Source organism: Maridesulfovibrio salexigens DSM 2638, assembly GCF_000023445.1.
GTDB classification, from domain to species: Bacteria; Desulfobacterota; Desulfovibrionia; order Desulfovibrionales; family Desulfovibrionaceae; genus Maridesulfovibrio; species Maridesulfovibrio salexigens.
Genome location: NC_012881.1, coordinates 337010 through 363291 on the forward strand (window position 1 = coordinate 337010; position 26282 = coordinate 363291).

General features: G+C 45.4%; 26 protein-coding genes. 15 read left to right on the forward strand and 11 right to left on the reverse strand.

Annotated features, from left to right (window positions below):
• The 5 genes from DESAL_RS01600 to DESAL_RS01620 all read left to right on the forward strand — a co-directional run bounded on the left by DESAL_RS01600 (position 1) and on the right by DESAL_RS01620 (position 3697).
• Entirely contained in the window at positions 1-1020 is a 1020-nt protein-coding gene (locus tag DESAL_RS01600) for a type IV secretion system protein (protein ID WP_012765910.1), read from the forward strand.
• A gap of 532 nt (positions 1021-1552) precedes the next feature.
• Positions 1553-2062 carry a hypothetical protein gene (locus DESAL_RS01605; protein WP_197528771.1) on the forward strand — a complete coding sequence of 170 codons (510 nt, stop codon included), beginning with the start codon at positions 1553-1555 and terminating at the stop codon, positions 2060-2062.
• 16 nt (positions 2063-2078) lie between these two features.
• A complete protein-coding gene (locus DESAL_RS01610) occupies positions 2079-2270 on the forward strand; it encodes a hypothetical protein (RefSeq protein WP_012765912.1) in 192 nt (63 codons plus the stop codon).
• A gap of 99 nt (positions 2271-2369) precedes the next feature.
• Positions 2370-2930 carry a metal-dependent hydrolase gene (locus DESAL_RS01615; RefSeq protein WP_012765913.1) on the forward strand — a complete coding sequence of 187 codons (561 nt, stop codon included), beginning with the start codon at positions 2370-2372 and terminating at the stop codon, positions 2928-2930.
• A gap of 374 nt (positions 2931-3304) precedes the next feature.
• Positions 3305-3697, forward strand: a complete 393-nt coding sequence (locus DESAL_RS01620; protein ID WP_245543775.1) for a hypothetical protein — start codon at positions 3305-3307, stop codon at positions 3695-3697.
• Between the two features lie 238 nt (positions 3698-3935).
• On the opposite strand, the gene DESAL_RS19545 is transcribed toward DESAL_RS01620, so the two are convergent.
• The 7 genes from DESAL_RS19545 to DESAL_RS20430 form a co-directional block, all read right to left on the reverse strand.
• Complete coding sequence (locus DESAL_RS19545) at positions 3936-5324, reverse strand: ankyrin repeat domain-containing protein (RefSeq protein ID WP_012765915.1); 1389 nt, start codon at positions 5322-5324, stop codon at positions 3936-3938.
• 75 nt (positions 5325-5399) lie between these two features.
• Positions 5400-7289, reverse strand: a complete 1890-nt coding sequence (locus DESAL_RS01630; protein WP_012765916.1) for an AAA family ATPase — start codon at positions 7287-7289, stop codon at positions 5400-5402.
• The gene (locus tag DESAL_RS01635) at positions 7279-7782 is read right to left on the reverse strand and encodes an ABC-three component system middle component 5 (RefSeq protein ID WP_012765917.1); all 504 of its coding nucleotides are present in this window, start codon (positions 7780-7782) and stop codon (positions 7279-7281) included. Before DESAL_RS01635 ends, DESAL_RS01630 begins: the two co-directional genes overlap by 11 nt.
• Complete coding sequence (locus DESAL_RS01640; RefSeq protein ID WP_012765918.1) at positions 7766-8335, reverse strand: ABC-three component system protein; 570 nt, start codon at positions 8333-8335, stop codon at positions 7766-7768. The genes DESAL_RS01635 and DESAL_RS01640 overlap by 17 nt, the downstream gene beginning before the upstream one ends.
• Positions 8328-8531: a hypothetical protein gene (locus DESAL_RS01645; RefSeq protein ID WP_012765919.1), complete on the reverse strand. Its 204-nt coding sequence runs from the start codon at positions 8529-8531 to the stop codon at positions 8328-8330. Before DESAL_RS01645 ends, DESAL_RS01640 begins: the two co-directional genes overlap by 8 nt.
• A 91-nt stretch (positions 8532-8622) precedes the next feature.
• Positions 8623-9831: a tyrosine-type recombinase/integrase gene (locus DESAL_RS01650; RefSeq protein ID WP_012765920.1), complete on the reverse strand. Its 1209-nt coding sequence runs from the start codon at positions 9829-9831 to the stop codon at positions 8623-8625.
• A 1158-nt stretch (positions 9832-10989) separates the two neighbouring features.
• Complete coding sequence (locus tag DESAL_RS20430; protein ID WP_245543844.1) at positions 10990-11160, reverse strand: hypothetical protein; 171 nt, start codon at positions 11158-11160, stop codon at positions 10990-10992.
• Between DESAL_RS20430 and DESAL_RS01655 the strand changes: the two genes are divergently transcribed.
• The 10 genes from DESAL_RS01655 to DESAL_RS19550 all read left to right on the forward strand — a co-directional run bounded on the left by DESAL_RS01655 (position 11078) and on the right by DESAL_RS19550 (position 20163).
• On the forward strand, positions 11078-12214 hold the full coding sequence (locus DESAL_RS01655) for an MFS transporter (RefSeq protein ID WP_245543810.1): 1137 nt from the start codon (positions 11078-11080) through the stop codon (positions 12212-12214). The genes DESAL_RS20430 and DESAL_RS01655 overlap by 83 nt on opposite strands.
• Before the next feature lie 274 nt (positions 12215-12488).
• On the forward strand, positions 12489-13829 hold the full coding sequence (locus DESAL_RS01660; protein ID WP_012765922.1) for a Na(+)-translocating NADH-quinone reductase subunit A: 1341 nt from the start codon (positions 12489-12491) through the stop codon (positions 13827-13829).
• Positions 13830-13834: 5 nt separating this feature from the next.
• Positions 13835-15034, forward strand: a complete 1200-nt coding sequence (locus tag DESAL_RS01665) for an NADH:ubiquinone reductase (Na(+)-transporting) subunit B (protein WP_012765923.1) — start codon at positions 13835-13837, stop codon at positions 15032-15034.
• Complete coding sequence (locus DESAL_RS01670) at positions 15027-15806, forward strand: Na(+)-translocating NADH-quinone reductase subunit C (protein WP_012765924.1); 780 nt, start codon at positions 15027-15029, stop codon at positions 15804-15806. Before DESAL_RS01665 ends, DESAL_RS01670 begins: the two co-directional genes overlap by 8 nt.
• Entirely contained in the window at positions 15799-16416 is a 618-nt protein-coding gene (locus DESAL_RS01675; RefSeq protein WP_012765925.1) for an NADH:ubiquinone reductase (Na(+)-transporting) subunit D, read from the forward strand. Before DESAL_RS01670 ends, DESAL_RS01675 begins: the two co-directional genes overlap by 8 nt.
• 14 nt (positions 16417-16430) lie before the next feature.
• A complete protein-coding gene (gene nqrE, locus DESAL_RS01680; protein WP_012765926.1) occupies positions 16431-17039 on the forward strand; it encodes an NADH:ubiquinone reductase (Na(+)-transporting) subunit E in 609 nt (202 codons plus the stop codon).
• 60 nt (positions 17040-17099) lie between these two features.
• On the forward strand, positions 17100-18326 hold the full coding sequence (gene nqrF, locus DESAL_RS01685) for an NADH:ubiquinone reductase (Na(+)-transporting) subunit F (protein WP_012765927.1): 1227 nt from the start codon (positions 17100-17102) through the stop codon (positions 18324-18326).
• Between the two features lie 93 nt (positions 18327-18419).
• Complete coding sequence (locus tag DESAL_RS01690; protein ID WP_012765928.1) at positions 18420-19466, forward strand: FAD:protein FMN transferase; 1047 nt, start codon at positions 18420-18422, stop codon at positions 19464-19466.
• An 11-nt stretch (positions 19467-19477) separates the two neighbouring features.
• Positions 19478-19681 carry a hypothetical protein gene (locus DESAL_RS01695; protein ID WP_012765929.1) on the forward strand — a complete coding sequence of 68 codons (204 nt, stop codon included), beginning with the start codon at positions 19478-19480 and terminating at the stop codon, positions 19679-19681.
• A gap of 20 nt (positions 19682-19701) precedes the next feature.
• Positions 19702-20163: a ferritin family protein gene (locus DESAL_RS19550; protein ID WP_012765930.1), complete on the forward strand. Its 462-nt coding sequence runs from the start codon at positions 19702-19704 to the stop codon at positions 20161-20163.
• Positions 20164-20265: 102 nt separating this feature from the next.
• On the opposite strand, the gene DESAL_RS01705 is transcribed toward DESAL_RS19550, so the two are convergent.
• The 4 genes from DESAL_RS01705 to DESAL_RS01720 form a co-directional block, all read right to left on the reverse strand.
• The gene (locus DESAL_RS01705) at positions 20266-23262 is read right to left on the reverse strand and encodes a hypothetical protein (RefSeq protein WP_012765931.1); all 2997 of its coding nucleotides are present in this window, start codon (positions 23260-23262) and stop codon (positions 20266-20268) included.
• 60 nt (positions 23263-23322) lie between these two features.
• Positions 23323-24264 carry a glycerophosphodiester phosphodiesterase gene (locus DESAL_RS01710; protein WP_012765932.1) on the reverse strand — a complete coding sequence of 314 codons (942 nt, stop codon included), beginning with the start codon at positions 24262-24264 and terminating at the stop codon, positions 23323-23325.
• A 226-nt stretch (positions 24265-24490) separates the two neighbouring features.
• Positions 24491-25771, reverse strand: a complete 1281-nt coding sequence (locus tag DESAL_RS01715; protein ID WP_012765933.1) for a TRAP transporter large permease — start codon at positions 25769-25771, stop codon at positions 24491-24493.
• Positions 25772-25774: 3 nt separating this feature from the next.
• Positions 25775-26272: a TRAP transporter small permease gene (locus DESAL_RS01720; RefSeq protein ID WP_012765934.1), complete on the reverse strand. Its 498-nt coding sequence runs from the start codon at positions 26270-26272 to the stop codon at positions 25775-25777.
• Between the last annotated feature and the right edge of the window lie 10 nt (positions 26273-26282).

The window sequence follows — 26282 nt, forward strand, 5'->3', positions numbered from 1 at the left end:
ATGCAGTTATCACCTCTCGCTAGTAAGATACTTTTAGATTTATTGAAAAATTTGCAAATCTACCTCACCAAAATGATGGCTTTAATACAGCCTGACATCAGAACCACATTCATATCATTAACCGCAGCATACATTTTGTATGTGTGTTGGCAAGGATTCATGGGTAAATGCTCCAAAGATAAGCTCTCCGAATTAGGTATTTCAGTCTTCGTACTGATTTTTATTAGTACATCGGTTATCAACTCAAATTTCTATTTAAATTCAATAGTTTTTGGCTACTCTAGGTTTTTAATTAATACTACGAGTTGGTTTGCTTCAACTGGTCAAATTGATAATTTTTTAGAGATTTTTAAGCACCTTGATAGTGGATTCGCTTTAATTTCTACAAGTCTTTTAGACCAAATTCCTGATGGGAATTTCGTAACAAATGCGGGGGAATACTTTAGAGCGTGGGTTGCAATGATTGCATTTAGTCTTTCGTTTGGGATGCTATACGTCGGCTTTATTCTGATGATTATCTTGCCTCTATTTGCAGTGCATATCCTATTTGTTCTGGGCATCTTTTGTTTATTTCTAGGAGCCTTTAAAGAAACAAGACATGTTTTTTGGGCTTGTATTAAAGCTATTGCCAACTATTCATTGATTATGATTTTTTCGGCTATCGTTATGAGTGTTGCTTTCACTGGTTTGGAGAACTCTTTAACTCTCTATGCAACGACTCTTGTAGCAAAAGGAATTTTCAATTCTGAATTTGCTACTGTTATAGTCTGGTCCTTAGTCTGTTTTGGAGTACTTTTAAAGGTTCCAGACTTAGCGGCTGCTATGTCTGGAGGAACGGCAGGCTCTACATCTGGAATAGTCGGTGTCATGGCATTAACAGGAGGTTTAGCTATTGCAGGAGCACAAGCGGCGGGTAGTCGTGTCCCCTCGGTTGTGTCAGGCGTAGCAGGTGGCATTCAGTCTGGTGCAGGCAAGGCTCTTGCTATGGGGAGCAAATGGGCCAGAAAAGCAGGGGAATAACAGAGCTATTTTAAGTAGGCTTACCTGAGCAGAACTTTCAGGTAAGCCTATTTTTTGGGCGGCTACCAAATTAATTCTTAGAGCAGACAACTAAGCCCAAAGACAGAAGAGGAGAAATGAAAAAATTGTTGTGAGGCATAGAATTTTGCTGAAATAGAGTCGACAAAGCTATTTTATATATATTGCCTTGAAATAATTGTATTTTGTTGCGAGAGGTGTGCTTTTGGTAAAAAGTGAATAATTTCAGGGGGAACATTTGTTTAGTGAAGGGGAACATTCAAAATAGTGAGGGGAACACAGGAATTGTTGAGGGGAACAATCAAAAACGACAGGGGAACAAGAGTTTTAACGAGGGGAACAAAATAGGTATTTTTGAGCAAAACTACTATTAAAACAGTGGCTTATGTCTATGACAGTCTTTCTGGGTGTAAAAATGGACATGAAAATTACAGTTTGAGGTCTAAAAGGAGGGGATTTCTTTTAGTTGATCGTGATTTTTGGGGGGATTTGTAGGAGGCAGGATACGCATTTTGTGGGACAAAATGCCTCGGCGTTGCCTCGCCCTGCTCTTGCTGGCGCAATAGATGGGTTTCACCCCCCAGAGGGTCCCCCGTTGCCGCTTTCCCTAAAGGGGCCCAGCGGAAAGGCAAAAAACATCAAAAGGAATTATGAAATGAACAAATCAGTAAATTTGAAAACTCGGATCACCGAGGAACTGCACGAGTCTGTAAAAGTTCGTGCGGAGAAAGAAGGCGTTAGCGTCTCGCACTTAACCCGTGATTTAATAAAATTTGGGCTGGATGAGATCTCTCAAGCTGACAAAAAAATGCTTCAGCAAACTCATCAAGATTTGTGCGATTTGATGCAAAAAAATGTTCAGATTGGAAGCAATTTAAACCAAATTGCTTATCATTTAAATTCAGGAAAATTAACTGATCTGAACGAGTTAAAAGAAGCGCATAGCGAAATGCGAGAACAATTTGCATCAACAATTAAAGCAATGAGAACGTTAAAAAGTGAAATCGATGAACGGGTAAGATAAAATAAGGAAATTAAGTATGTTGGAACTCAGTAAAAAAGCAATCTCAACAGAACAGGTTGAGATATGCCTGAGAGTCCCTACAAAGGAATCTCAGGCTGTTATGGATGTTTTGAGGCGTTGTCTACAACAGGCTGGCTACGAGCTTCGAGAAAGTAGCTCAGGTTTGAATATAGTTGTTTCTGAAGAGGGGATTTCTGAAGATGGATGAATGTTATTTTTTAGTGCTGGCTAAATATCTCTATGGGGACTGTGAATAGCTACAATCGGTGTTGGACAGCGATACTGAAAATAAGCTAAGGCAGTTTCCATGAATACCATAGCCCACGCACTGTTTCCGATAAATGCTGTTGCCTTACTGGAAACACACGATTCAATCAGACACGAGGTTAGAAATTTTTATTGCGCTAACGCAGAATGGCTCCCATCTTGGTTGCATCATGGAGTCGCTGCACTCTTCTTGACAATTCTTGGTGCATTGCTTCCAGATATTATCGACAGAACATTCTCAGGTCATAAACGTGCTACACATCTTCAGCACAGAATTGACGCCGGAGAATGGCTATCAGAAGATGAATTCAATGAAATGCTAGCGGCTAAAAGATCATGGTGGCAAATACATAGGACCATAAGCCACTGGTGGCCTATTCCGATTGTACTATATTTCATAGGACTCCAGCCCGTAGCCATAGGATGGGCTAGTCACCTTCTTTTGGATGCCATGACCCCAATGGGAATCCCTAAGTTGAAACCTTTTCCCTCAGATGAAACAGGCTATATGCGGGTTCCTTTTTTAAGCAGTCAAAAATGGATTGAAGTATTGTTAACGCTGGTGCTGATGGTTGGTACTGTTGCTTGGTTTGTGGTTTGAAGTACGACTCATCGACTACCAAATTCACGTCAGGATTAAAATTGGAAATAACTCCACTCTAAGGGCTAGTATTAAGAAATTATATTTTTAAACCTCTTTGAAAATATTGAACTTTTTGTTTTTGGTTAGTGAGTTGTCCTTCCGAAAGTCTGAGAATGAGCAAGTTTTAAAACTACCAAATTCACGTCAAAAAATTGAATCGACTGGGAAGAATTAGCATGCCGGACTACCGCTGGTCACACTATTTAACGGCTCCATGGGAATTGATTGATGAATGGTATCGAGCCGTTAAATTTGGAATACGCAATTTATATCAATGGTTTCCCGTAATATGGTCTGATCGTCATTATACGTCTGATGGGCTATTCAAAGTCATGCAGCACAAACTTGTGCTGATGCAGCGCGAGCTGGAGCGTAATCCTTACTATGTGGGAGCTGAACGGGATCTGCATACTATGCATGTCTGCGAAATGCTTTTAGATCGGTACTTCGCTCATAATTATGCTGATAAGTGCCGCGAGAAGCATAGAGAGAAATGGGGAGAAATGCGCAGTTTCTTTGAACCATCATACGACAATTCAACTGGTGACGTTGAGCCGGATGCTTGTCGTTGGTTCACAGATTGGCCCAAAGCGACCAACCCGAAGTTGGAAGCAAAAGCTAAGAAAGAATTACGCAGGTGTCTTGAACAGGAACGAGGGCTTGCAGATCAGGACATTCAGTACTTGTTTAAACTGTTGAGCAAACATTATCGTAGCTGGGATTAAGAGCTGGTGAGAGCGCGAATATTCAGTTTTGCCAGCTTGGTGGATGGAACACCGCGTTGTTGCTTGGGTGCGAGATTGGGATACCGCTTTTAGATCCGCTATGCTCCAGCCTCCGGCCCCTTTGGGGCCTGTGTTGTAAAGATGGTAGAAGTCTTTTTCTCTGGTTCAAGAGTGGATGCAGGGAGCAGTCGGATTGCTGAAAACCTGAACTAAAGAGCTTGAAGAGTCCCACGAAGAGCTATGACAGCTCTTCGGTGAGGTGCGGGGAGTTCTTTCTTTTAAGGCTTGCATGCCGAAGGATAGCAGCTGTCTCACCTTGTTTGTTCTTTTCTGCATAAATTAATGCGGTATTACCCCTGTTGTCTTCAATGGAAACATCGGCACCATTTTTAATGAGTATGGTGATAATATTTTTATGTCCTTCTTGTGCTCCATAAAATAAGGCTGTTTTTCCCTCTGGGTCTTTTTGATTAGGATTGGCTCCCGACTCAAGTAGCATTTCAACAATTTCTGTATGTCCTCTGACAGTTGCTCCTGAAAGTGCTGGTTGTTGATTTTGACCACACAAGTTAGGGTCAGCCTCATAAATGAGTAGGGTGTCAACGAGAAGTTCGTTACCCTTTCCAACAGCGAGCATTAATGGGGATAATCCGTATAAATTTATAAGATTAGGGTTGGCTCCCATCTCTAATAGTTTGATCACGCATTTTGCTTTTTCTTCAGCTGTAGCTAACATCAGGGCTGTCCATCCCCCTGTATTCGGTTTATCGACAGAATCTCCTTCATCTAAAAATTTAGTAAGTTGCTCTAACTCTCCTTTTCCCGCTGCAACGAAAAGCCTTGATTCGGAATTTGAAGAAGCAAAAAAAGGCTTCCACCATCCATTAATGATATAGGTGCGATCGTGTATATCGAATGCTGTTTGAAGTCTTTTTTTAGCTTCACTCCAAACAATTTTTTTGTTTTTGATTGAAAACATCTTGAAAGGAAGAGCTATTGCCATTGGTAATGTTACTATGCCAAATGGTATTAATATAAACCACTTCCATAAAGAGCTTATTTCTTCAAATGAAAATATTTTAAAGTAATATAAACAATATGCAACTATGGCTATGAATGTAGTTGCTTTGATTGTGCTGCGTGTAGCTATAGGTATTCTAGGCAAACTTCGTTGATTGGCATATTGTTTTGGTCGTATGAAAAATAAAGTAAAAATCATGCTTGACACAAAGTGTCCTAAGAATATGCCTGTTCCAATTAATATGGATGTCTGTAGGTAATTGATGTTTGGTATGGATAGTTCTGAAAAGAATATTTTTTTAGTTATTAGAGTAAATGAAATAAATCCTAAAAGAAGTATTATTTTGCTGTCAAATCTTGTTATAGTGCTTGTTTTGGAAATGTTTTTAAGCCTAATTGATTCAATGATGAACCAATATAAGCTATATCCATGCAGAGCAAAAAGAATGAATGGAAGTTGGTCAGTGTTGGATATTTCGAGTTCAAAAACAGGGATTTTACCGCTGAAATTGATATCAAAGAACCAAAAAATTGAAAATAAAGAACATATGACGATAATGCTACGGGCTTGTCCGTATTTTGAGATAGTTAGCTCAGTGTCCTTCATTTTGTGCCGTTCTCCAATAATAAATTAATTTTTACTAAATGCGAAGAGGTACGCTAGAATTGCAGGTCGGAAAAATTATTTTTTTGAATCAGAATTCAGGGTTGGATCTTCTTCGGTATACCATGTTTTCCCAATTTTCATTTCGGGCAATAAGTCTGGCGTAGGTTTTGAGGTCGTATAAATTATTTGGTGCGGTGTTTCTGATGCCTGCGACATTTTTATTATCGTATTTTGAAAGTTATGTGCTCTGTCCTCTTGCATCCCTTTGTCTTCAGTGTTGTCGCAAATTATGAGTCGCGGAAATCTCATATGACTTAAGCTTAAGGATGCAAACAAAACCGAGAATCTTAATGCGTTTTTTAAAACTACGTTGGCACTTGCAGAAAAATTGTTTCGCCCGTCCAACTGATATGAGTTTTTGGAAATTAATATTTCAGCATGTTTTGAGTTGTGTAATTCTTTTGTTGATCTGATGTCTTTACTTAATATGCTACGAGTTATTGTATCAATGCTGGTTGCTGTTTGTTTTTTACGTTTTTTATGAAGGGTTTCTTTTCGGGATATATTGCTTTTAGTTGTTTCAATTCTTCCTGAAATTGTACTTAATTTTTGTGTTTCTTCTTCAATTTTTTTTATGATATTTAACTTGTTTCGTTCAGCTTCAATTTTTGAAACTAATTTTCCTTTTTCAAAAAAAAGTAGCTCTCGATTAAATTCATCCTCACTGTTAATTCCACGAAGAAGGCTAGAATATTCTGCTTGCAATGCATCTAGTTTTGTTGCTTTTTCAAGAATATTTGCATTAATCGCATCGTATTTTTCAGCCCTGATTTTTTGAAGTTTGTTTGATTCTAAAATCTGAAATGAAACTTCATCTTTCATTCTCATGGCATTTGCAACTAGAGTTTTGCTTGAAGCTTCTGAGCCACAAAGCGAGCATTGATCTTGCTTTTTTTCTTGAAGTTTGTGCAAACATATTGGGCAGTATTCTAAATCAATATTTCCAATCTCAGAGCGGATCAAAATTGACTCGTCAAGATTCATATTCTTGGTAGCAAGTGCATCTAAAAAACTGTCAGTGTCTTGAATTTTGTCGGACAGGGTTGCTATGCTATTTCTATATTCCCTGAGCTCTTTGCCTGTGGCTGCAATTTTGGAGTCTAATTCGTCTAGCTGTTGTTTGTATCTATTTAAATTTTCTTCGTCAGTTGTGGATGTATTGAAATTTTTATTGTCTATTTCTTCAATCCGCTCAGTTAACTTTACAAGATTGGACTGTAATTCTTTAGACGTTTCAGAAATACCCAAACTTTGGGCTACGGTATTTAAAGATTTGAGAGTGTCTTTAGCTACCTCAAGTTTTTTCTGGAGCTTTTTGAGTTTTGTTTTCAGTTCATAAGTTTTGTCGTCGTATGAACCACAAATGAGATCAAATGTCGTTTCACGTGTAAGCGGAGAGTCAAAATTTTCAATCGAAATAATAGAATCTAGTGGAGATCGCTGATCTATGAATATAAATCTCAGCAATTGATTGAAAGTTATGTTGTTGCTTGCTTTGACTTCAGGAATATTGAGGTGGCCGAATAGTATCTGTGAAAAACTTTTTTTGTTTTCCGTGGCGTTGTAGGGGAAGACATTCCAATTAATGTTATCATTTGTGTCATCAATTTTTGCATACCTTATTTCCATTGATGCGCGGGGCTTTGTTGTAACATTGCGCTTCAAAGTTGCTATGCCATCTGGAAACGAGACCTCACATAAAACGTAATCGCATTCTTGAGCTTTTTTACTCCAGTTTCCAACATCTCCCCCAAGAACGTAGAGCAAAAGCTCAGCAACAGTTGATTTACCAGAACCATTGTCGCCGCATATAGCGTTTATACCATCGTGGAATTCTTGATCATAAACAGATTCTCCGTTTGCGAAAATTTGGAGTCTGTTAATTTTGATAGCATCAAAGGTCATATCTAAATTCCATAAGACCAGAGCGTGCTTTTAAGCCATTTGCTCCAGTAAGTTCTAGGTTATAAAAAGGGCCAGAAAAAAGTTCGAGGATACTTTGTCTTAGTGGATCAATTTCACCAAAGTGGGCATTTATTTTTTCTGAAAGAGAATTGTTTTTTTGAACTATTGTTCCAACGGATAACTTCGTTGGCTCAATTTCTCCATATGCAGCAAGGCATCTGACTGCTCCTTCAAATATTTTGCTCATTTCAAAGAAGATTTGTTTGTCATCTTGAATTTCTTGATAATGAGTGGTTTCGAGTTTGAACGTTTTCTTGGTAAATCCGCACCCTCTTTGTAATTTTATTTCTTGAGCTCTCTGGGGAAAAGCAAAGAAGTAATCGAAAATACGTGCACGTTCATATTCAATCTTATTCTGAGGGCATGCATTCAATAGTAGGATTATTCTGAACATGCAGTGGTATATGTCAAATGCGCTATTGTAGACCAGCATTTCCCCACTCCACATGACAGTTGCCAGTTAGATAGAAAAGCATTCCGCAAATCAGCTCTTCGTTTATGTTCAGCGGATTTGGAATAACAAGTTGTATGGTTGGTATGATGACTGCTTTATGAAGTAGGTTGAGAACTTCGCAACATTTTTTGTTAGATAATTCCGGTCTAACATGGTGTATAAATTTGGTCCGAATAGAACTCATTAAGTGCGCGAACACTTCTTGTGTGTAGCAACTAGTAGAGTTCTTCTCGAGGATCTTTGAGAATTCCTCTTTGCATTCAAGGGCATACTCAATGTAATATTGCTCAGCTCCGCCGTTGTGTAGTTTCTTTTCAAGCCCTATTATTTCAGTGGATTCTTTTCCATTGGATCTCATGAAGTCTTTAAGTTTATCTATGTAGTCTTGAGTTTCAGTGTCTTCGCCTTCTGAAAGCTTCGTGAGCAAGTCCATAATCGGCGAGGTCGGGCTATATATAGTGTTCTGCTCAATTACGTCCCGACCAGCAACATTTCTTGCGTTTACACCGGTAAAATTTTTATCGTTAATCATTACGGATTTTGATGTCTCTTGCTGCTACGTTGCGGGCATTAATGTTCTTTTGCGATACAGTTTCAGATGGTTTGGTTATTTTTTTGTACACAAGGAAGCCTGCGACGAGAATGAAGATGACAACCAGGAATGCCCATGGTGGTAGGTCTCCACTGAATGATTCTATTAATGAATTTATGCTTTTAGATATGTCCATCGTTGCCTCCATCGTAATTGTGTCGCGTTAGTAGTTGGATAATATGTATACTGCTTTGGAGGCTCTTTTCAAGAGAGAAGTGAATATATATTTATGCGTTATGGGTCAGGATTGATTTTAACGTTTCTTCCCACACCCCCATAACTTCCAACTTCTCAGCCAGATGTGAAGATTTGTCATAGTGTTTTTCGCCGACTTCCTGCTTGCCGTGGTTGAAATGGATGTTGAGCAGGTAGCTCGGCACTTGCTGGTCGGCGAGCATGGTTCTGACTGTGCGGCGCAGATCGCGCGGGGTCCAGTGCTTCATGTCTACACGTTTGCAGAATCTGGTTACTGCACGGCCTAGGCTGGGGATCTCGCGCGGGTCACTGGGGCGGCCTGCATTGGGGAATAGGTGCAGATATTTTGATTTTCTGGATATGACTATCTCTTTTGCTCTTTCTGTGAGCGGTACAACGTGTTCACGCCCATTCTTGACCCTTTCGGCGGGGATAATCCAAAGATTTTCATCAAGATCAAATTCAGTTCTTTTGCACTCCAGAATTTCAAGCACACGCTGACCGCCAGTTGCAATAATTAGCTTGATTGCTGGCTGGTTGCACTCGTACCAGACGATTTTAAGTTCTTCAGGTGTAAGAACTCGCTCACCGACTTTTTCAGCCTTTGAATCTTTGGGAATGGCGGCAACGGGGTTGTTGCTGATGTCGAAAGTGATTTCCTGCGCGGCGCGGGTGTAATCGTGTTCGCGGACAATTCCATAGCTGAAAGCACTATGCAGATATCCCCGGAGGTGTGAGGCCATGGACGGGCCGCGCTTATATGTTTCCTTCAAAAGGGCTTGTATATGCTTCGGTGTAATGTGTTTGGCTTTAACGTCCCGGCCTATGAAGTTTACCGCGGCATACTTGCCAGTGAGCAGGGCGCGTTGAACCTCTTTCCATGATTTCTTGCCCTTGCCCTTGAGATCGGCAACATAAGCGTTGAAAAGCTGGTCTATGGAGCCTTTAAGGGATTCTTCAAGCTCGGCTTGGAGCTGGGCTTCTTTCTCGTGTCTGAGGCGAAAACTGGTTTCACCTGCACGGGCCTTTGCTTTCAGCTCCTTAGCTTTTTCAATGGCCATCTTTTCGGATATACCGTTTGAGGCCCAGCCGTAGCCCTCTTCAACACGTTTGCCGTTCACCTGAAACCGAATGGCGTAATATCTGTCAGCCATGATTCCATGCTTGCGGGTTTCGTGTGTACGGTAGCGCACACCGCAGTTTTTGCCGAACTCATCCTTAACGCTGATCCACTTTGCCATTTTCACTTCCTTTAAATGGGGACTATCCCCGTTTTCTGTCCCCACTTTGGTCGGGATGGGTGGGGATAATAAATGTGCTTTAGGGAAGTCTATAGCAGGATTAGTCCTTTTAAACAAATGGATTAATGGAGGTGTTGGGAAGCTGTGGGAAAATTGTCGGTAAAGATTCGTAACCAGCAGGCCGTCGGTTCAATTCCGATCGTTGGCTCCATGAAAAGTTCAGCCTCACAGTGTGTTATCACGTTGTGGGGCTTCTTTGTTTGGTGTGTTGTTGGCTGTGAGTTTTTGGATAAGTTTCGCAATGAAAACGTAGATAGGCGTGCGAATAATTGGCGGCGAGCAAAAGTGGGAAATAGCCGGGATTCAGCATAGCTGTATGCATGACTGAATCCCGGCCACTTTCTTTTTTCATATTTCCTTTCATGTCTTGGGGAAATTTATCCGTAGACTGTCTTTGAAAGATAATAAAGAAGTACAGAAATCTGTTTTCAACCAAAAATATGTAATCCGAGGTTCGGTAACATTTTAGCTGATCCCATCTGACTTTTGGTATTTTGGATCCTTACCTGTTTAAAACACAGGTATATATGTATCGTATTTCAAATGGCTTATACCAACCTCCAATTCTCATATGGTTGTTTGAAAAGCATCCCCACGATGCTTTCAATGAAAAAACCACCCAATACAGGATGCGTGTTTAATAGCAAATAATAAGCCAAAGAGTAATAGCCTTTTATGTCGGCAGCTTGTCTATTTGAGGAAAAGTTTCTAGTGGTTCATGATTGAACCACTAATGCTGAGTTGTTTGTGATTTATTGGACAAATAAATTCGATTTTGATTCATCATCCCTTTATTTCAGCATGTTGTGGACGCGGAAGTCCTTTCTGACACACTGTAAATGTTAAATAGTCATAATGACCCTCATGTTTATGATGATTTGAATTGAAGTGGGTTGTATAAGCATGTTACTACGTGTGAATTGCCTATAAAGTTCATGTTTTACAGTTAATTGTGATTGTTTTTTTTGTGCTGCTCAAGGTTAACAGTTTAAGCTGATTCTAATATTTTAGCTGTGTTGCATTGAATCGAACCACTGGTGCGAAAAGAAACCATCTTGCATCAATCACGGCTTAGTCGTTTATAGTTATATGAGAAGCTTATGGCAGGGGCTTCATGGTGAGGAATACCTTTATGAATTTCAGGAAGGCATTGAGTGAATCTATTGAAACGAAGCAGGGGACCGTTATGGCGGTCCTTGCCACGGCCTTTTTTTCAACTTTCGGGGTCGGAGCATACACCTTTTCCTTGTCTTTGAGCGCCGATTCCATCGGATTATCCGCATCCTGGCTTGGGCTTGCTTTCTCAGGATATTTTTTAGCCCGTCTTGTTCTTGCGCCACTGGCAGGGTGCAGTGCGGATTATTTTGGCCCAATCCCTCTGCTGCGATGGGCTTGCGGGATAGGAACTGCTGTTCCGTGCCTTTATCATTTTTTTCCGATGGTGGAGTCACTGGGGCTAATTCAGATTTGTCTTGGATTCTGCGCAGGTATAGTTAAGCCGGTGAGTATGTCCCTGCTTGGTCAGTGCACTAGGCAAAAGGAGAGAGGACGTCTCTTTGCCCTATATAATACATGTTTATACTCTGCATTTATCATTGGTCCAATTGTCGGAGGAGCCGGGATCGGTTTTCAAGGGAAGCTGGGATTTGTGTCCTTGATCTGGCCCGCGCTGGGGATGGGATTATCTTTTGTGGCGCTTTTAATGAATAGCTCTGAAGACGCTCCGGCTTCGAAGGAAAAACAAAAAGAAACCGAAGGATTGCCGTGGCGCAAAGCCGGTTTTCTGCCTCTTCTACTGGCTGTATTGGGGCGAACCGCAGGAGCGTCCGTTGTTATTACTTTTCTGCCCCGGTTGATCAGTGAACATTTCGGCTTGAGCGGTTATTTGGCCGGGTTTCTCTTCGCTCTTCCCAATCTGGCGATCATTTTGGCAATGCCTGCAACAGGACGCTGGGCTGATTCGCGTGACCGCGCCGGTTTAACTTTTCTGGGCATGGGGTTTTGTGCGGCCTGTCTTTTTGGTCTGGGACAGCCTGTTCCTCTGTGGATCTTTTGTCTGCTTGTTGCGGGTATGGGCTTTGGGTCAGCATTGTCGCTTCCGGCCTCCATGTCTTTGGCTGCCGACATGGGAGGAGCGAAAGGGCGGGTTATGGGTGTTTTTCTGGGAGTATCTAATCTCGGCTTTGTCCTGGGTCCCGGGATAGCAGGATTTGCCGCTGAAGCTGGCGGCATGGCAGATGCTTTTGAGCTCACGGCTCTGTTTGGAGGATTGTGTCTGCTGCCTACGCTGATATCCATGAGTAAAAGGCTTTATGCTGATTGATTTTAATATATTAAGTAATTTTAAAGAGGCATGCAGTTAATTTTACTAACTGGTTGACCTTGTTTGTTTCTTTAGATATGGAATAAGTCCAATACAAAAACTTCGTGCGTAATTCCCCACACTTTCCGAGGAATCTACTCGGAACGCATTGAAGCTTAATTTAGTCCCCCACACCACCCATCTAGGAGACGTCTTGGCGCATGCGCTGAGACGGGTTGTACTGTTGCACCCGTTTTTAAGTCCGTTAACCCTTTAGGGACAAGGTGTATTCTCCATGATAAAACTCAAAAAAGGACTCGATATTCCTATCTCGGGCGAGCCCGCACTGGATATTTTCGAAGAAAAATCTCCCAGTACCGTGGCTGTCCTCGGTGGCGACTATGTCGGAATGAAACCGAGCATGGCCGTTGCGGAGGGAGATACGGTCAAGCTGGGACAGCCCATCTTTGCGGATAAAAAGATTGACGGCGTCGTCTTTACCGCACCGGGAGCCGGAAAGGTCCTTGCTGTTAACAGAGGTGAACGCAGGACATTGCAGTCTGTGGTCATCGAACTTGATGACGCTGCCGGCGAAGTGGAGTTCCCGGCATATGATTCAGACAAGCTGCTCGGTCTGGACCGAGAAAAGGTTGTCGATAATCTAGTGAAATCCGGTCTTTGGACCGCGTTTCGTACGCGTCCGTTCAGCAAGACTCCGGCCCCGGAATCCGAACCCCGTTCAATCTTTGTCACAGCTATGGATACCAATCCTCTGGCTATGGACCCAGCTCCCGTTATCTGGAAAGAATCCGACGCCTGGTTGGATGGCTTGCGGATACTTACCTGCCTTAACGATACAATTAATGTCTGCGTTACCGGCGGGACTGCGTTGCCTCTGATTCAGGAAGTGAAAATGCATATGTTCTCGGGACCGCATCCTGCGGGGCTACCCGGAACCCATATCCATTTCGTTGATCCTGTAGGTCCTTCCAAAACGGTTTGGCACATAGGCTATCAGGATGTCATCGCCATAGGTAAGCTCTTCACTACAGGCAGGCTTGCCACTGAACGTTATGTCGCTCTCTCCGGACCGATGGTTAACCGCCCGCGCATCATCAAGACCCGCCTAGGCGCTAACCTTGATGAAATGCTGTCCGGTGAACTTAAGGACGGGGCTGTTCGGGCTATTTCCGGTTCGGTTCTGACCGGGACAAAAGCAGAGGGCCCGCTGGCCTTTTTAGGCCGTTTCCACAATCAGGTCTCAGCACTTACCGAAGGCGGGGAAAGTGAACTTCTGGGCTGGCTGGCTCCGGGGTGCGATAAATTCTCCGTCAAGTCCGTATTTGCCTCGGCTTTCAGCAAAAAGAAAAAGCGTTTTGATATGAATACGCTTTTGGGGGGCAGCCACCGCGCCATCTTCCCCACCGGGTCTTATGAGCAGGTTATGCCGCTGGACATCCTGCCGACTTATCTGGTCCGGGCTATGGCTGTCATGGATACGGATGAAGCGCAGGCCCTCGGTTGTCTGGAGCTGGATGAGGAAGACCTCGCCCTGTTGTCCTTCGTGGATTGCGGCAAGAATGATTTCGGGCTCATGCTGCGCGAAGTCCTCACTCAAATTGAGAAGGAAGGGTAAGGCATATGAGAAAACTGCTTGATAAAATGCATGGTGCCGTTACCGGGGATGGGAAATACAAGAAGTATTATCCGGTCTACGAGATGGTGGACACCTTTTTATATTCGCCGACCGAAACCAGTTCCGGATCGCCCCACGTGCGCGATGCCATTGATCTGAAAAGGGTCATGATTACTGTTGTTTTTGCTCTGATTCCCTGTTTCTACATGGCAATGTGGAACACCGGGTATCAGGCTAATGCCGCTCTGGCTTCCATGGGACTTGAAGCGGGTACCGGATGGCGCTGGAGCGTAATGAGCGGGCTCGGATTGAGTGCAAATCCTGAAAGTTTCGGGGCTAACATTATGTTGGGTGCACTTTATTTCTTCCCCATTTATATCGTCTGCAATATCGCAGGTGGATTCTGGGAAACCCTTTTTGCTGTTATTCGTAAACATGAAATCAACGAAGGCTTTCTGGTCACCGGTTCGCTTATCCCGTTGATTGTCCCTCCGCATATCCCGCTCTGGCAGGTTGCTCTGGCAACCAGTTTCGGTGTGGTTATCGGTAAGGAAATCTTCGGCGGAACAGGTAAAAACATCCTCAACCCGGCTCTTCTGGCCCGCGCCTTTCTTTTCTTCGCTTATCCGGCGCACATCTCAGGCAACAGTGTCTGGGTTCCGGTCGACGGATTCTCCGGTGCTACTCCGCTTGCTCTGGCTGCCGAAGGAGGAATAAATGCGGTTGTTGCCAAATATTCATGGTGGGACTGCTTTATCGGAACTATTCCGGGATCTTTGGGTGAAACTTCAACCCTTGCCTGTCTGATCGGCGGGGTAGTGCTGGTCTTCACTGGAATTGCTTCATGGCGAATTATGGTTTCACTGCTGGGCGGAGCTTTTGCAGTTGCGATTATTTTTAATGCCGTAAGCAGCGGTTCCAATCCCATGATGACTGTCAGCCCTCTCTGGCATCTGGTCATGGGTGGCTTGGCTTTCGGAATGGTCTACATGGCCACTGACCCGGTTTCATCGTCAATGACTCACAAAGGGCAGTTCTATTACGGCGCCCTTATTGGAATCATGATTGTCCTGATCCGTACGGTCAACCCGGCCTATCCAGAAGGAGTCATGCTGGCGATTCTGTTCGGTAACGTGTGTGCCCCTTTCATAGACAATCTCGTGATGCGGGCCAACATCAAGCGAAGGACGGTGCGCAGTGTCTAATGATTCCACAAAAAAAATATTTACTGTGGCGTTTTCCCTGTGCCTGGTCTGCTCGCTGCTTGTTTCGACTGCAGCGGTGGGACTGAAATCAATCCAGGAAGATAACAAGGTCAAGGAACGCAAGGAAAATATTCTCAAGGCTGCGGGCATCTATGATGAAGATGCATCCGTAGATGAACTTTATAAACAGATTGTGCCCAAGGTTGTTGATCTTGCCACAGGCGAATACGTGGATACTGATGCCGCGGTCTATGATCAGCGCAAAGCCGCCAAGGATCCGGCATCAAGTGTTGCCATTCCTTCTGAAAAGGATCTGGCAGGTATCGGACACCGTGCAAAGTACGCAAGTGTCTACCTGCTTATGGATGGAAACAAACTGAAGCGTGTTGTCCTGCCTTTGCACGGCAAGGGATTATGGTCGACCATGTATGGTTTCATCGCCCTTGCTCCGGATTTTAACACAGTCAAGAACTTCGGTTTTTACGAACATGCTGAAACTCCCGGTCTGGGCGGGGAAGTTGATAACCCCAACTGGAAGATTCTCTGGGTGGACAAAAAGGTCTACAGCGAGAACGGCGATCCGGTTCTTGACGTTATTAAGGGGGCTGTAAGCGCGGAAGATCCTAAGGCTCAATATAAAGTTGACGGTCTTGCCGGAGCTACCCTGACAGCTAACGGTGTTGAGAATCTGGTGCGCTACTGGCTGGGCGAGGGCGGTTTTGCCCCGTACCTGAAGCGGCTAGCTGCCGAGGGAGGAGAACAGAATGGCTAAGTTCAAAGAAGTATTGCTCAAGCCGCTTCTGGAGGACAACCCCATCGCGGTCCAGATTCTCGGTATCTGCTCTGCGCTTGCGGTAACTACCAAGCTGGAAACGGCCTTTGTTATGAGTCTTGCGGTTATCTTTGTTACTGCGGCTTCCAACGTTTCGGTCAGTTCCATCAGGCAACATATCCCTTCGAGTATTCGTATCATCGTCATGATGACCATTATTGCCACGCTGGTAATCATCGTGGACCAGTTCCTCAAAGCCTTTGCTTACGGAATAAGCAAGCAGCTTTCGGTCTTTGTCGGACTTATCATCACCAACTGCATCGTCATGGGGCGCGCAGAGGCTTTCGCCATGCAAAATACCCCTAAGATGAGTCTTGCAGATGGTATCGGTAACGGATTGGGATATGGTTTGATTCTGATCATCGTGGCTTTCCTGCGCGAGTTCTTCGGTTCGGGCAAGATTTTCGGTCTCAGCGTTTTTAAGCTGACATCGGAAGGAGGCTGGTATGAACCTAATGGTCTCATGCTCTTGCCGCCCAGCGCGTTCTTCATCATCGGGCTGCTTATCTGGTCGGTGAATGTCTACGAAAAGCGGAAGAACAAACGCTAAGCAAGGAGTGAATCGTGGAACATTTAGTTAATATATTCGTTAAATCGATCTTCATTGAGAACCTTGCACTGGCCTTCTTTTTGGGTATGTGCACCTATCTCGCAGTATCCAAGAAAGTTCAGACTTCGATGGGGCTGGGTGTTGCCGTTATCGTTGTTATGACGATCACTGTTCCGGTTAACAACCTGCTCTACAACTACTTCCTGCGTGAAGGAGCTCTGGCATGGGCCGGATTCGGAGATACTGACCTTACTTTTGTCGGTCTCATTTCCTACATCGGTGTCATCGCGGCGATTGTCCAGATTCTGGAGATGACCCTCGATAAGTACGTTCCGTCCCTATACAATGCGTTGGGGATTTTCCTGCCGCTGATCACGGTTAACTGCGCCATTCTCGGTGCCTCCCTCTTTATGGTGGAGCGTGATTACAACTTCGTGGAATCCGTTACCTTCGGTTTCGGTTCCGGTGTCGGCTGGGCTTTGGCTATCGTTCTTCTGGCCGGTATCCGCGAGAAGATGAAGTACTCGGATGTACCGGAAGGACTGGATGGACTGGGGATCACCTTTATCGTGGTCGGACTGATGTCCTTCGGATTCCTGTCCTTTTCCGGAATTCAGATGTAGGCGGGCCGGACGTTTCAAGCGTCCGCTGATATACGAACCGTTAAACTGTGGGGTAAAACCATGGTTGAAATAATACTCGGTGTTGTGATGTTTACCGGCGTGGTTCTTGCGCTGTGCGTGTTCATCCTTCTAGCCCGGGCCAAACTTGTCCCGAGCGGTGAGGTGAACATCGAAATTAACGATGATCCGGAAAAAACAATTGAAGTTCGCCCCGGAACCAAGCTGCTCGGTGCGCTGGCGGAAAAGGAAATATACGTTCCTTCGGCCTGTGGTGGCGGTGGCTCCTGCGGACAGTGCAAATGTAAGGTTTTTGAAGGCGGCGGAGACATTCTGCCCACGGAAACCTCCCATGTGAGCAAACGTGAAGCCCGCGAAGGTGTCCGTCTTGCCTGTCAGGTCAATGTTAAACAGGATATGAAGATTGAGGTTCCGGCTGAAATCTTTGATATCAAGAAGTGGGAATGCACAGTTAAATCCAATATTCCGCGCGCGACCTTCATTAAGGAACTCACCCTTGAGTTGCCAGCAGGTGAAAATGTGGATTTCCGTGCCGGTGGTTACATTCAGATTGAAGCCCCGGCCCACACCGTCCATTACAAGGATTTTGAAGTTGGCGACAAATTCAGGGAAGACTGGGATAAATTTGATCTCTGGAGATACACTTCAGTGGTCAAAGAGCCCATTGTCCGGGCCTATTCCATGGCCAACTACCCTGAGGAAGAGGGCATAATCATGCTTAATGTGCGTGTCTGCCCTCCGCCTCCGTTTGCTCCTGATTCCCCTCCCGGACAGATGTCCTCATTCATCTACAGCCTGAATCCCGGAGACAAAGTTACCATTTCCGGACCTTACGGTGAGTTCTTTGCCCGTGATACCGATGCCGAGATGATTTTCATCGGTGGCGGCGCGGGTATGGCTCCTATGCGTTCTCATATCTTCGATCAGCTCAAGCGTCTCAGCACAACGCGTAAGGTTAGCTACTGGTACGGAGCGCGCAGCCTGCGGGAGATGTTCTATGTAGAGGAATTCGACAAGCTGGCCGAGGAATGCCCGAACTTCAATTGGTATGTGGCTTTGTCCGATCCATTACCTGAGGACAATTGGACCGGTTATACCGGATTTATCCATCAGGTTCTGTATGATAACTATATCAAGGACCATCCCGCCCCTGAAGATTGTGAATTCTATATGTGTGGACCGCCGATGATGGCTTCCGCAGTAGAAAAGATGCTTATGGATCAGGGCGTGGAGAAAGAAAATATAATGTACGATGACTTCGGCGGATAAACCTGCTGCATCAGGTTATCTATAGGGAGTCCTTTGCCGGGGATTGTTTCCCCCGGCAAAGGATCTTCAGAAAAAGAAAGTAAGGATGAAGGTATGAAGTGGTTTTCAGGGACATTGGTTAAAGTAAGCGGACTGATTGTCCTGTTGTTTCTCTTGGCCGTTATGCTGGTCGGATGCGGGAACTCATATGAACCTGTCCGTATTCAGGGTAAGGCCATTGGCACTACGTATTCCATTACAGCCTACGGTCTGCCGGAGAATCTTTCCCCTGAAGATTTGCGTAAGGGAGTGGAACAGGTTGTGGCTGGAGTGAATTCAGCTATGTCCTTGTTCAAACCGGATTCTGAACTGTCCCGTTTTAATGCCTATCGTAAAGATGACTGGTTTTCAGTATCCAAAGAACTGGCCGGTGTGGTGCATACTGCTAAAGCAGTCAACCGCATAACAGGCGGTGCTTTTGATATTACCATCGCACCACTGGTCAACCTTTGGGGATTCGGACCTGATAAAAGACCCGAGATCATCCCTACTGAGGATGAAATTAAAGAGGCTAAGGCAAATGTCGGATCTGATCTGATAGAGGTCCGGTTTGATCCTCCTGCCATTAAAAAACTCACTCCCGCCATTACCCTTGATCTGGCTGCCATTGCCAAGGGCTATTGCGTTGATGCAGTCAGCTCATGGCTTAAAGTCAGCGGTATATCCAGTTATATGGTTGAGATCGGTGGAGAGATAAGGACCGGGGGGGTAAAGCCGGACAATGCTCCATGGCGTATCGCAGTTGAAAAACCGGTAAGCATGGAGCGTTCGGTGCAAGCCCTGATCAGTCTTTCCGGTGAGGCTATGGCTACATCTGGAGATTACCGCAATTATTACGAAATAGAAGGCAAAAGATATTCACATATAATTGATCCCGGTACCGGACGGCCCATTACGCACACACTCGTCTCGGTAAGTGTCGTTGATGAAACCTGCTCCCGTGCCGATGCATTTGCAACAGGTCTGACAGTGCTTGGACCGGAAAAAGGCATTGCGTTGGCTAAGGAATGCAACCTGTCCGCTTTTTTCATCGTGAAAACCCCGGATGGATTATCAGAAATTGCCACTGGCGATTTCCCTCAACACGAAAAATTGAATTGAGGAGATATTTCATGGAAACTGTTTTGATGGCAGCAGCTGTTTTCGGTCTTGTTTTTTTAGCGTTGGCTATCGGAGTAATTTTTAAACGAAACTGCATCCGCGGTTCCTGCCAAGGGTCCATTCAGGCCGGAGACGGTTCCGGTTGCAGATGCGGAAAATATGATTTTGATAAGAAGCTTGTAGATAAAAAACATTCATCACTTAAGCCGCTGTAACAGCGATCAGGAGTATTGATATGATGGCAAATGTCCAGACCGCAAGAGATGTGATTGAGCAGACCAAGGCCTTTCACAAGAGGCTCGGCTCTTTCTATAAGGAACTTTCGGATACCGTTGAAAAGGAACGGGTAAAGCTTCTTTTGGACTATATGAGTCGTCACCATGATCGGCTTGCGGCTATAATGGATGAATACGGAGAAGGGTTGTCGGAGCGCGTTCTGAAAACGTGGTTTATGTATGTGCATAAAGAGTGTGACCTTTCTCCGTTTTTCAGCGCAAAATTAGGCCCGGATATGACTACCAATGAGGTAATGAAGGTTGCCATTGATTTGGATAAATGTCTGTTGGAAACCTATGAAGCGATGATCCAAAATGATATCCCTGATGATGTAAGTGAAGTCTTTCAGGGGCTCCTCGATATGGAGAAGCGCGAAAATATTAAATTGGCTAAGAGTGCCTTGAGAATTGAAACATTGTAAGGGTTTGTGGTTAGTAAATATCCAATTTTGAAAAAGGGCTTACATCTTGCGGTGTAAGCCCTTTTTTAGTTTATGTGGTAGCTTGATCTTTAGCCACAATCCTTATCTTTTTCCCAGCTTTTCCATGTCCGCAAGGTATTGCGGTGACTGGTCCAGATAGAAGGAAAGGGCTTTGGAAAAATCCTTACCTACCAATCCGTCAACAAATACCTGACTGATTTCCTTGTGTCGCTTCAGGATCAGCTGTGAGCGGTAGAAAATCAGCCATTCCTCGCGGGACATGCTTTGCAGGATAGAGGATAATGCTTTGCGCGATCGCGGTTGGTAAAGCCAGAAATACATAAGATCGAGGGCGTTTACGATGATCAGCTTTTCCAAGTCCCTTGCTTCTTTGCTCAGGGTTCGCATCATAATTTTAGGACTTTGCAGCATCTCAAGCACATCCTCTTCCGGGAACATGAGGTCCAGTTTTGAGAAGACCGAGAAGAGCTGCGTAATTTTCATTTTGTAGCCTGCTATTCTGGCTTTGATGTTGGCCTGCCTGTCGGCAAGACCTTCGATAAAGGCTGCAACACCGTCCGATGCGAATTTTGAAATGATTGCCGCCCATTTCTGGAGGATTCCGGTAGCGTCCGGTATACCGGCCATGCCCAGCAGGGCACCGATCAGTCCGCTTAAGGCTACTGCCACGGGAATGGCAAGAATGGACCTGAAAAAGTTACCGACAGTTGCCCCTTTGGGCAGTCCGCGAATGGCGTTATGGCTGGAGAGGTATATGCCGTTGGCGAGCCCCATTACCGAGTAAAGCAGTATGGGGTTGGTTGAAGTAGTTACTCCGAAGGTATTATCCAGCAGCAGTGTTTTGACTAGATAGTCCAACAATGGAACAGAGAATCCGGTATAGAGCAGGGAGTCTGAAATGCGGCTCCAGCTGACCAGCGAGTTCCATGGCAAAAGTGGAGAACGCCGCAACCCTCCACCGCCGAGCACGGACTGGATTATGTTACGCGATCCGGTGATGGCAAACCAGATTACTGCACCGAAATATGACAGCAGCCACCAGTCCTTTGTCAGGAAAAAGGTCAGGAAAGCGGGTATAAAACCTAGTAGAACCTTGGCGGTATTCTTGATGTTCGTATTCAGGTAATTCCATGAATTGCCCAGTGAATCCGTCTCCCGCTTGCTTTCAACGCTGTTGTCGGGCTGGACATGCAGTCCGCCCAATGTACCTATATTGCCCGATTTGCCTGCGTGTATCTTGAAGGAATCAAGTGTCCATTTTACCTGACGTCCGGCTTTGCCTTCAGGAAGGCGAGATAATTCACGGCGGCTGAGGCCCACCTTGCTGTTGACGCTCTTGGTCATCAGGGCACTCACCGGAATACGGTTGCACCCTTCACCGCAACTGTTGCGATAAAAGGGTTTGCGCGCCCGGGCCGGAAGGGTATCGAGAACCACGAATCCCATGCCGTGCCTGTGTTCAGCCTGTCCTGTTGAGCCTGACCCGATACGGGATCTCAGGCTTCGTTTGCGGTAGATAGTATGAAATTTTTCAAGATCTGAAAGGATGGCTACAAGTTCCGGCTTGCGTCTTTGCATGGCTTTGAAAGCTTCTGCTTCAGATCCAGCCTGTAGTTTTTCAAGCTGGTCATCGTAGTCATAAATAATCTCACGGATGGCACTTTTCAGGGTGATAACACTGTCTTCATTGAGAGCTTTTTGTAGTCTGCCGATGAGTTTGTAATGTTTTTCCTGTCCGGTGAGTTGGGTTCTTTGCTCATCGACGCAGATATCTTTGAGATTGTATGCTTCGATATGGGTGATCATGCCACCTCCATCGTAGAGCAGTTCCAAAGTATCCTGAGCGGTGAGGTTGGCAAGGTTGAGGGTGAATTTTGAACTGGAGTGAAGACGCAGCAAACGGGTCATCAACTCATTGATATTGCAACGCAGCAGTTCCGGAAGTTCGGTGTCTTTGTGCGGTTCTGCAGGGTCATGAAGCTGCGGATTTTTTGCCGGGGCCAGATATTCATCGATTATGGTCCGTACGGTCAGGGTACGGAGTAATTCTTTTTGCGCAGGAGTGAGTTTGGTCTCTCCCTTATCCTCGGCATATATGGCTAGTTTATTGTGGATGAATCGTCCGAGATGCAGGATTGAAGGCTGGCCTGTTCCCACGAAACCGATGAACTCATCCTGATCCAGCACAGGAATTTTTAAATCCAGCTGTTTACCAATATCATTGCTGTGTCTGCTGTTAAACTCGTTCAGTACGTCAAAGACATACTTTTGCTGGTAACGAGAGACTTCTCTTCCTTCTTCAAATAGTTCAATAACACGTTCCTTTTCCATAAATTTTTGGAAAGAGGTAGTGTCGGAAAGAACATTGGGTTCCCATGTGAAGCGGACGAATTTATTACGGAAACGTGCAGAGAGTTCAATGCCTACATGGACTTTGATATCAAGTATGTTACCTGCTTCAAGCAGTTCCTCAATAACCTGCGGACGGACGTAGTTGTAGTAAACAACAGTAATTTCGCGGATGCCTTTGATCCATGCATCCATGATCAGATGGGTAGGTGATTTACGGCCTTTGGTGTTGGCATCGTGAACATGATCGTCGAAAGCGTATTGATTCCACTCTTCAGGCATTTCAACCAGATGATATTTAGCCAGCTCTTTTCTGATCTTGCGTGGATTTCCCGCTGAAACCATTCGGAAATCATGGGCTAGTTTGAGCCTGTTAAGTTCACTGTTACCGGGCCGAACCAGTTTTTTCATGATCTGGAGCAGCACCCGCGCGGTATTTTTGCGGTAAAACCCGGAAGAAGAGAGAAAGACTTCATCGCGCAGGGAACGCAATGCTTTCAGGCGGTCACGGGCCATGCCGTTTTCAAAGCTTCCCAGCAGGCTGATTACGGCATAAGCAATACGCAGCCCTTGCGGTGCAGCCATTTCTTTGATCCCGTGGGGATGCATGTATTCAACAAAAAGTGAGCGGAAAGCGCGGGATTTGGTGCCGCGTTTAAGGACGTCATCAACAATCTGCAGCAGCTGATAGTCGAGTTTATCGAAGAAAAGAGAAGATATTCTGGTCATAGCATGGAGTTGGTTCGGGGTCGGCGGAAGCCGAAAGCCCCGTACCTGACCCCATATCGGTTAAATTTTATAATCAATCAGCGTGCGTGCGGCCTCCGCGTAAAAATCAGTGAAGATTCCGTCAACTCCTGCTTCTGCGAGAGCTTTCCATTCTTCAGGCTGGTTGGCGGTATAAACAAAGACAGCAAGATTGCGTGCATGCGCTTTTTCAATGAATTCCGGCACAATTGTCCGGTACCAGAGGTTCACCGAAGTTGCATTCATTGCAGTTGCATTATTCAGCAATTCGTCAGTGTAGTAGCGCCCGTCGAGGCAGTCCTTCAGTTCCTGCTTAAGAAGACTGTGTATTTCCTGATCTTCACAAATTTTATCAAGAAGCACCAGATTTTCCGTCAAGGCAGGAAAACGCGGGAGCATGTAGTCTTCATTGCCATATGCGAAAAGATCGGCAAAGTATTTCTCTGCTTCCGGTCCGGTCTTTTTCAGCAGCAGATTCCGGCGGATTGCTCCATCAAGCAGGGCAATTTTGGCATCGGGGCATACTTCGCGCAGAGATTTCAGTTCTTCCCAGTTGAAGGAACTGACCAGCAGGTCGGACATATTCAGCTTTCCGGCAGCAACATACTCATTGAAAAGTTCCCCCGCCTGCCTGCCGGTATTGTTTCCTTTCAGTTCCATATGGATCGAAGGACGTTTGTCCTCAGCACATGAAGCAAAGAAGTCGAATACTTCCGCAAGAAATGGAATGCGGTCTTCACCTTGCTTCGGATCTCCGGCAAAGAGGGATTTCAAGGTAGCGGAATCTGTGCTGGAAACTTCTCCCTTGCCGGTGGAGACCTCTTCAAGATCAAGGTTATGGACGACCACCAGTTCTTTGTCTGCACTGAGCTGCACATCAAATTCAATTGCCGGAACACCTTCGGAAGTAACTTTTTCAAAAGCGCGAATAGTGTTCTGGTTATATCCGGGGTACTTGCAACCCCGGTGTCCTATTAACATCATTGGGGAATCTCCATTCCTGATATCAAAAGACGTCTTGCCACTAATGGTGGCGAAGCCTTGTTAAAAGTTTTTGGGATTCTTGCACTAGCTCTTAGTCGAGAAGCCTTGCTTCGAGTCTTAGGGATAGCGACAGTGGAACAAACCCTTTTTTCAAAAAGGGTTTAAGGCCTCCGGCAGGATCGCCGAAGGCTCTTTTTATAAAGCGCGATAGCGCATCATATCTTTTCTATATCAAATTGGGCAGGAACATAACTACCGCAGGCATGTAGGTAACTATTACCAGTACTGCCAGCAGAGCCAGAATAAAGGGCCATATCTCACGACAGAATTCGCCCACCGTCGATCCGGTAATGGCGCATGTCGTGAACATCATCGATCCGAAGGGCGGTGTGATGCCTCCGATCATGATGTTCACGATCATAATCAGGCCGAAGTGAATCAGGTCGATGCCCATTCCTTTAACCAGCGGAACCAGAAGCGGAGCAACAATAATCAGCAGTGCGCCGCCCTCTAGGAACATACCGAGTACGAGGAGCAGGAAGTTGATAACTACCAGAATTAACCACGGAGAATCGGATATAGCCAGAATCGCCTTGGTCAGCTGATGGGGAATGCGTTCCCAGCTCATGTACTGCCCGAAAACGGAAGCAGCGATGATAATAAGCATGACCGAACTGGTGCCCAGAATGGTGTTTTTCATGATGATGGGGAAATGTTCCCATCTGAGTTTTTTGTAGAGGAACGCACCGATAATAATGCAGAAAAGTACAGCCATAGCTCCGGCTTCGGTGGGTGTGAATACACCGAAACGGATACCGGCAATAATGCCCAAAGGCAGGAGCAGTCCCCAGATTGATTCACGGAACTGGGCGAATATTTCCTTGCCGGTGGCCATTTTTTCACGGGAAGGTTTGTAGTCCCTTTTGCGGGCGATGAAATGTACGGTGAGCATCAGGCCAAGGCACATGAGTATGCCCGGAGTGTAGCCGCCGATGAACATTTTTGCCACGGAGACCTGTGCAATGAGAGCGTAAATGATCAGGTTGATGCCCGGTGGGATTACCGGCGCAATTGCGGATGATGCGGCGGTGATGGCTGTGGCGAAAGGAGCACTGTAGCCGCGCTTGGTCATCTGCGGGACGATAATCTTGGACTGCATTGCTGCGTCCGCATTGGCAGAACCGGAGATACCGCCCATGAGGGTGGAGAGCAGAACGTTAACCTGAGCCAGACCGCCGCGCAGGTGTCCGGTCAGAACTTCTGCCATTTTCATAAGGCTGGCACTGATTCCTGAGAAGTTCATGATCTCACCGGCCATGATGAAAAACGGAATGGCCAGTAAAGGAAAGGAAGCGGTGGATGTGATGAACTTCTGCAGGATCAGGTCCGGCGGTGTGCCAACATCACCGAAAGTGAAATATGCAAGGCCTGCGGCTAAAAGGGCAAAGGCAATGGGAATGCTGGTAAAATACAGCGCCATTACAATGGTTACGGGAAATGTAAGCATGGTTTATTCTCCTTCTTCTGCCTGTTTGCCGAAAAGTTTTCCTAGATCCTGATACAGGAAAGCCAGTGCATAGACAGCCATCAGGGAGAAACCGACCGTAAGTGCCAGGTTCACGTAAATGGCGGGAATGTCGAGAACAGGTGTGCGTTTCAGCTTGTTTGCCTGAATGTAAAGAATGCTGAGATAGACGATGTAGCCGTTGATGATGAACATCAGCAGGTCGATGACCACAGCAATGAATTTGCGCCAGATGCGGGGACCTACCTTGCTGATCATGTCAATGCCGATGTGCATTTTGTAGCGGTATGCAGCGGCGGAACCAACGAAAACGGACCAGATGAATGCGGTTGTAGCCACTTCTTCGGCCCAGAAAAGCCCGCCCTGAAAGAGATAGCGCAGCCCGACATTGATGATGACCACCCCAACGGTAATGCAAAGAAAAAAACCGCTGATGATAAGGTCGAAATTTTTAAAAAGAAATTTGGATGCTGTAGTAGACATTATTCACCAC

Excerpts from the sequence above, each read along its gene's own strand:
- DESAL_RS01615 (WP_012765913.1), top strand. The coding sequence starts at position 2,370 with ATGAATACCATAGCCCACGCACTGTTTCCGATAAATGCTGTTGCCTTA.
- DESAL_RS20430 (WP_245543844.1), bottom strand. The coding sequence starts at position 11,160 with ATGGAATCGGCGCTCAAAGACAAGGAAAAGGTGTATGCTCCGACCCCG.
- DESAL_RS01705 (WP_012765931.1), bottom strand. The coding sequence starts at position 23,262 with ATGACCAGAATATCTTCTCTTTTCTTCGATAAACTCGACTATCAGCTG.
- DESAL_RS01645 (WP_012765919.1), bottom strand. The coding sequence starts at position 8,531 with ATGGACATATCTAAAAGCATAAATTCATTAATAGAATCATTCAGTGGA.
- DESAL_RS01650 (WP_012765920.1), bottom strand. The coding sequence starts at position 9,831 with ATGGCAAAGTGGATCAGCGTTAAGGATGAGTTCGGCAAAAACTGCGGT.
- DESAL_RS01640 (WP_012765918.1), bottom strand. The coding sequence starts at position 8,335 with ATGATTAACGATAAAAATTTTACCGGTGTAAACGCAAGAAATGTTGCT.
- DESAL_RS01600 (WP_012765910.1), top strand. The coding sequence starts at position 1 with ATGCAGTTATCACCTCTCGCTAGTAAGATACTTTTAGATTTATTGAAA.
- nqrF (WP_012765927.1), top strand. The coding sequence starts at position 17,100 with ATGGTTGAAATAATACTCGGTGTTGTGATGTTTACCGGCGTGGTTCTT.
- DESAL_RS01635 (WP_012765917.1), bottom strand. The coding sequence starts at position 7,782 with ATGCTGGTCTACAATAGCGCATTTGACATATACCACTGCATGTTCAGA.
- DESAL_RS01665 (WP_012765923.1), top strand. The coding sequence starts at position 13,835 with ATGAGAAAACTGCTTGATAAAATGCATGGTGCCGTTACCGGGGATGGG.
- DESAL_RS19550 (WP_012765930.1), top strand. The coding sequence starts at position 19,702 with ATGATGGCAAATGTCCAGACCGCAAGAGATGTGATTGAGCAGACCAAG.
- DESAL_RS01655 (WP_245543810.1), top strand. The coding sequence starts at position 11,078 with ATGGCGGTCCTTGCCACGGCCTTTTTTTCAACTTTCGGGGTCGGAGCA.
- DESAL_RS01630 (WP_012765916.1), bottom strand. The coding sequence starts at position 7,289 with ATGACCTTTGATGCTATCAAAATTAACAGACTCCAAATTTTCGCAAAC.
- DESAL_RS01695 (WP_012765929.1), top strand. The coding sequence starts at position 19,478 with ATGGAAACTGTTTTGATGGCAGCAGCTGTTTTCGGTCTTGTTTTTTTA.
- DESAL_RS01675 (WP_012765925.1), top strand. The coding sequence starts at position 15,799 with ATGGCTAAGTTCAAAGAAGTATTGCTCAAGCCGCTTCTGGAGGACAAC.
- DESAL_RS01660 (WP_012765922.1), top strand. The coding sequence starts at position 12,489 with ATGATAAAACTCAAAAAAGGACTCGATATTCCTATCTCGGGCGAGCCC.
- DESAL_RS01720 (WP_012765934.1), bottom strand. The coding sequence starts at position 26,272 with ATGTCTACTACAGCATCCAAATTTCTTTTTAAAAATTTCGACCTTATC.
- DESAL_RS01620 (WP_245543775.1), top strand. The coding sequence starts at position 3,305 with ATGCAGCACAAACTTGTGCTGATGCAGCGCGAGCTGGAGCGTAATCCT.
- DESAL_RS19545 (WP_012765915.1), bottom strand. The coding sequence starts at position 5,324 with ATGAAGGACACTGAGCTAACTATCTCAAAATACGGACAAGCCCGTAGC.
- DESAL_RS01710 (WP_012765932.1), bottom strand. The coding sequence starts at position 24,264 with ATGATGTTAATAGGACACCGGGGTTGCAAGTACCCCGGATATAACCAG.
- DESAL_RS01610 (WP_012765912.1), top strand. The coding sequence starts at position 2,079 with ATGTTGGAACTCAGTAAAAAAGCAATCTCAACAGAACAGGTTGAGATA.
- DESAL_RS01715 (WP_012765933.1), bottom strand. The coding sequence starts at position 25,771 with ATGCTTACATTTCCCGTAACCATTGTAATGGCGCTGTATTTTACCAGC.
- DESAL_RS01690 (WP_012765928.1), top strand. The coding sequence starts at position 18,420 with ATGAAGTGGTTTTCAGGGACATTGGTTAAAGTAAGCGGACTGATTGTC.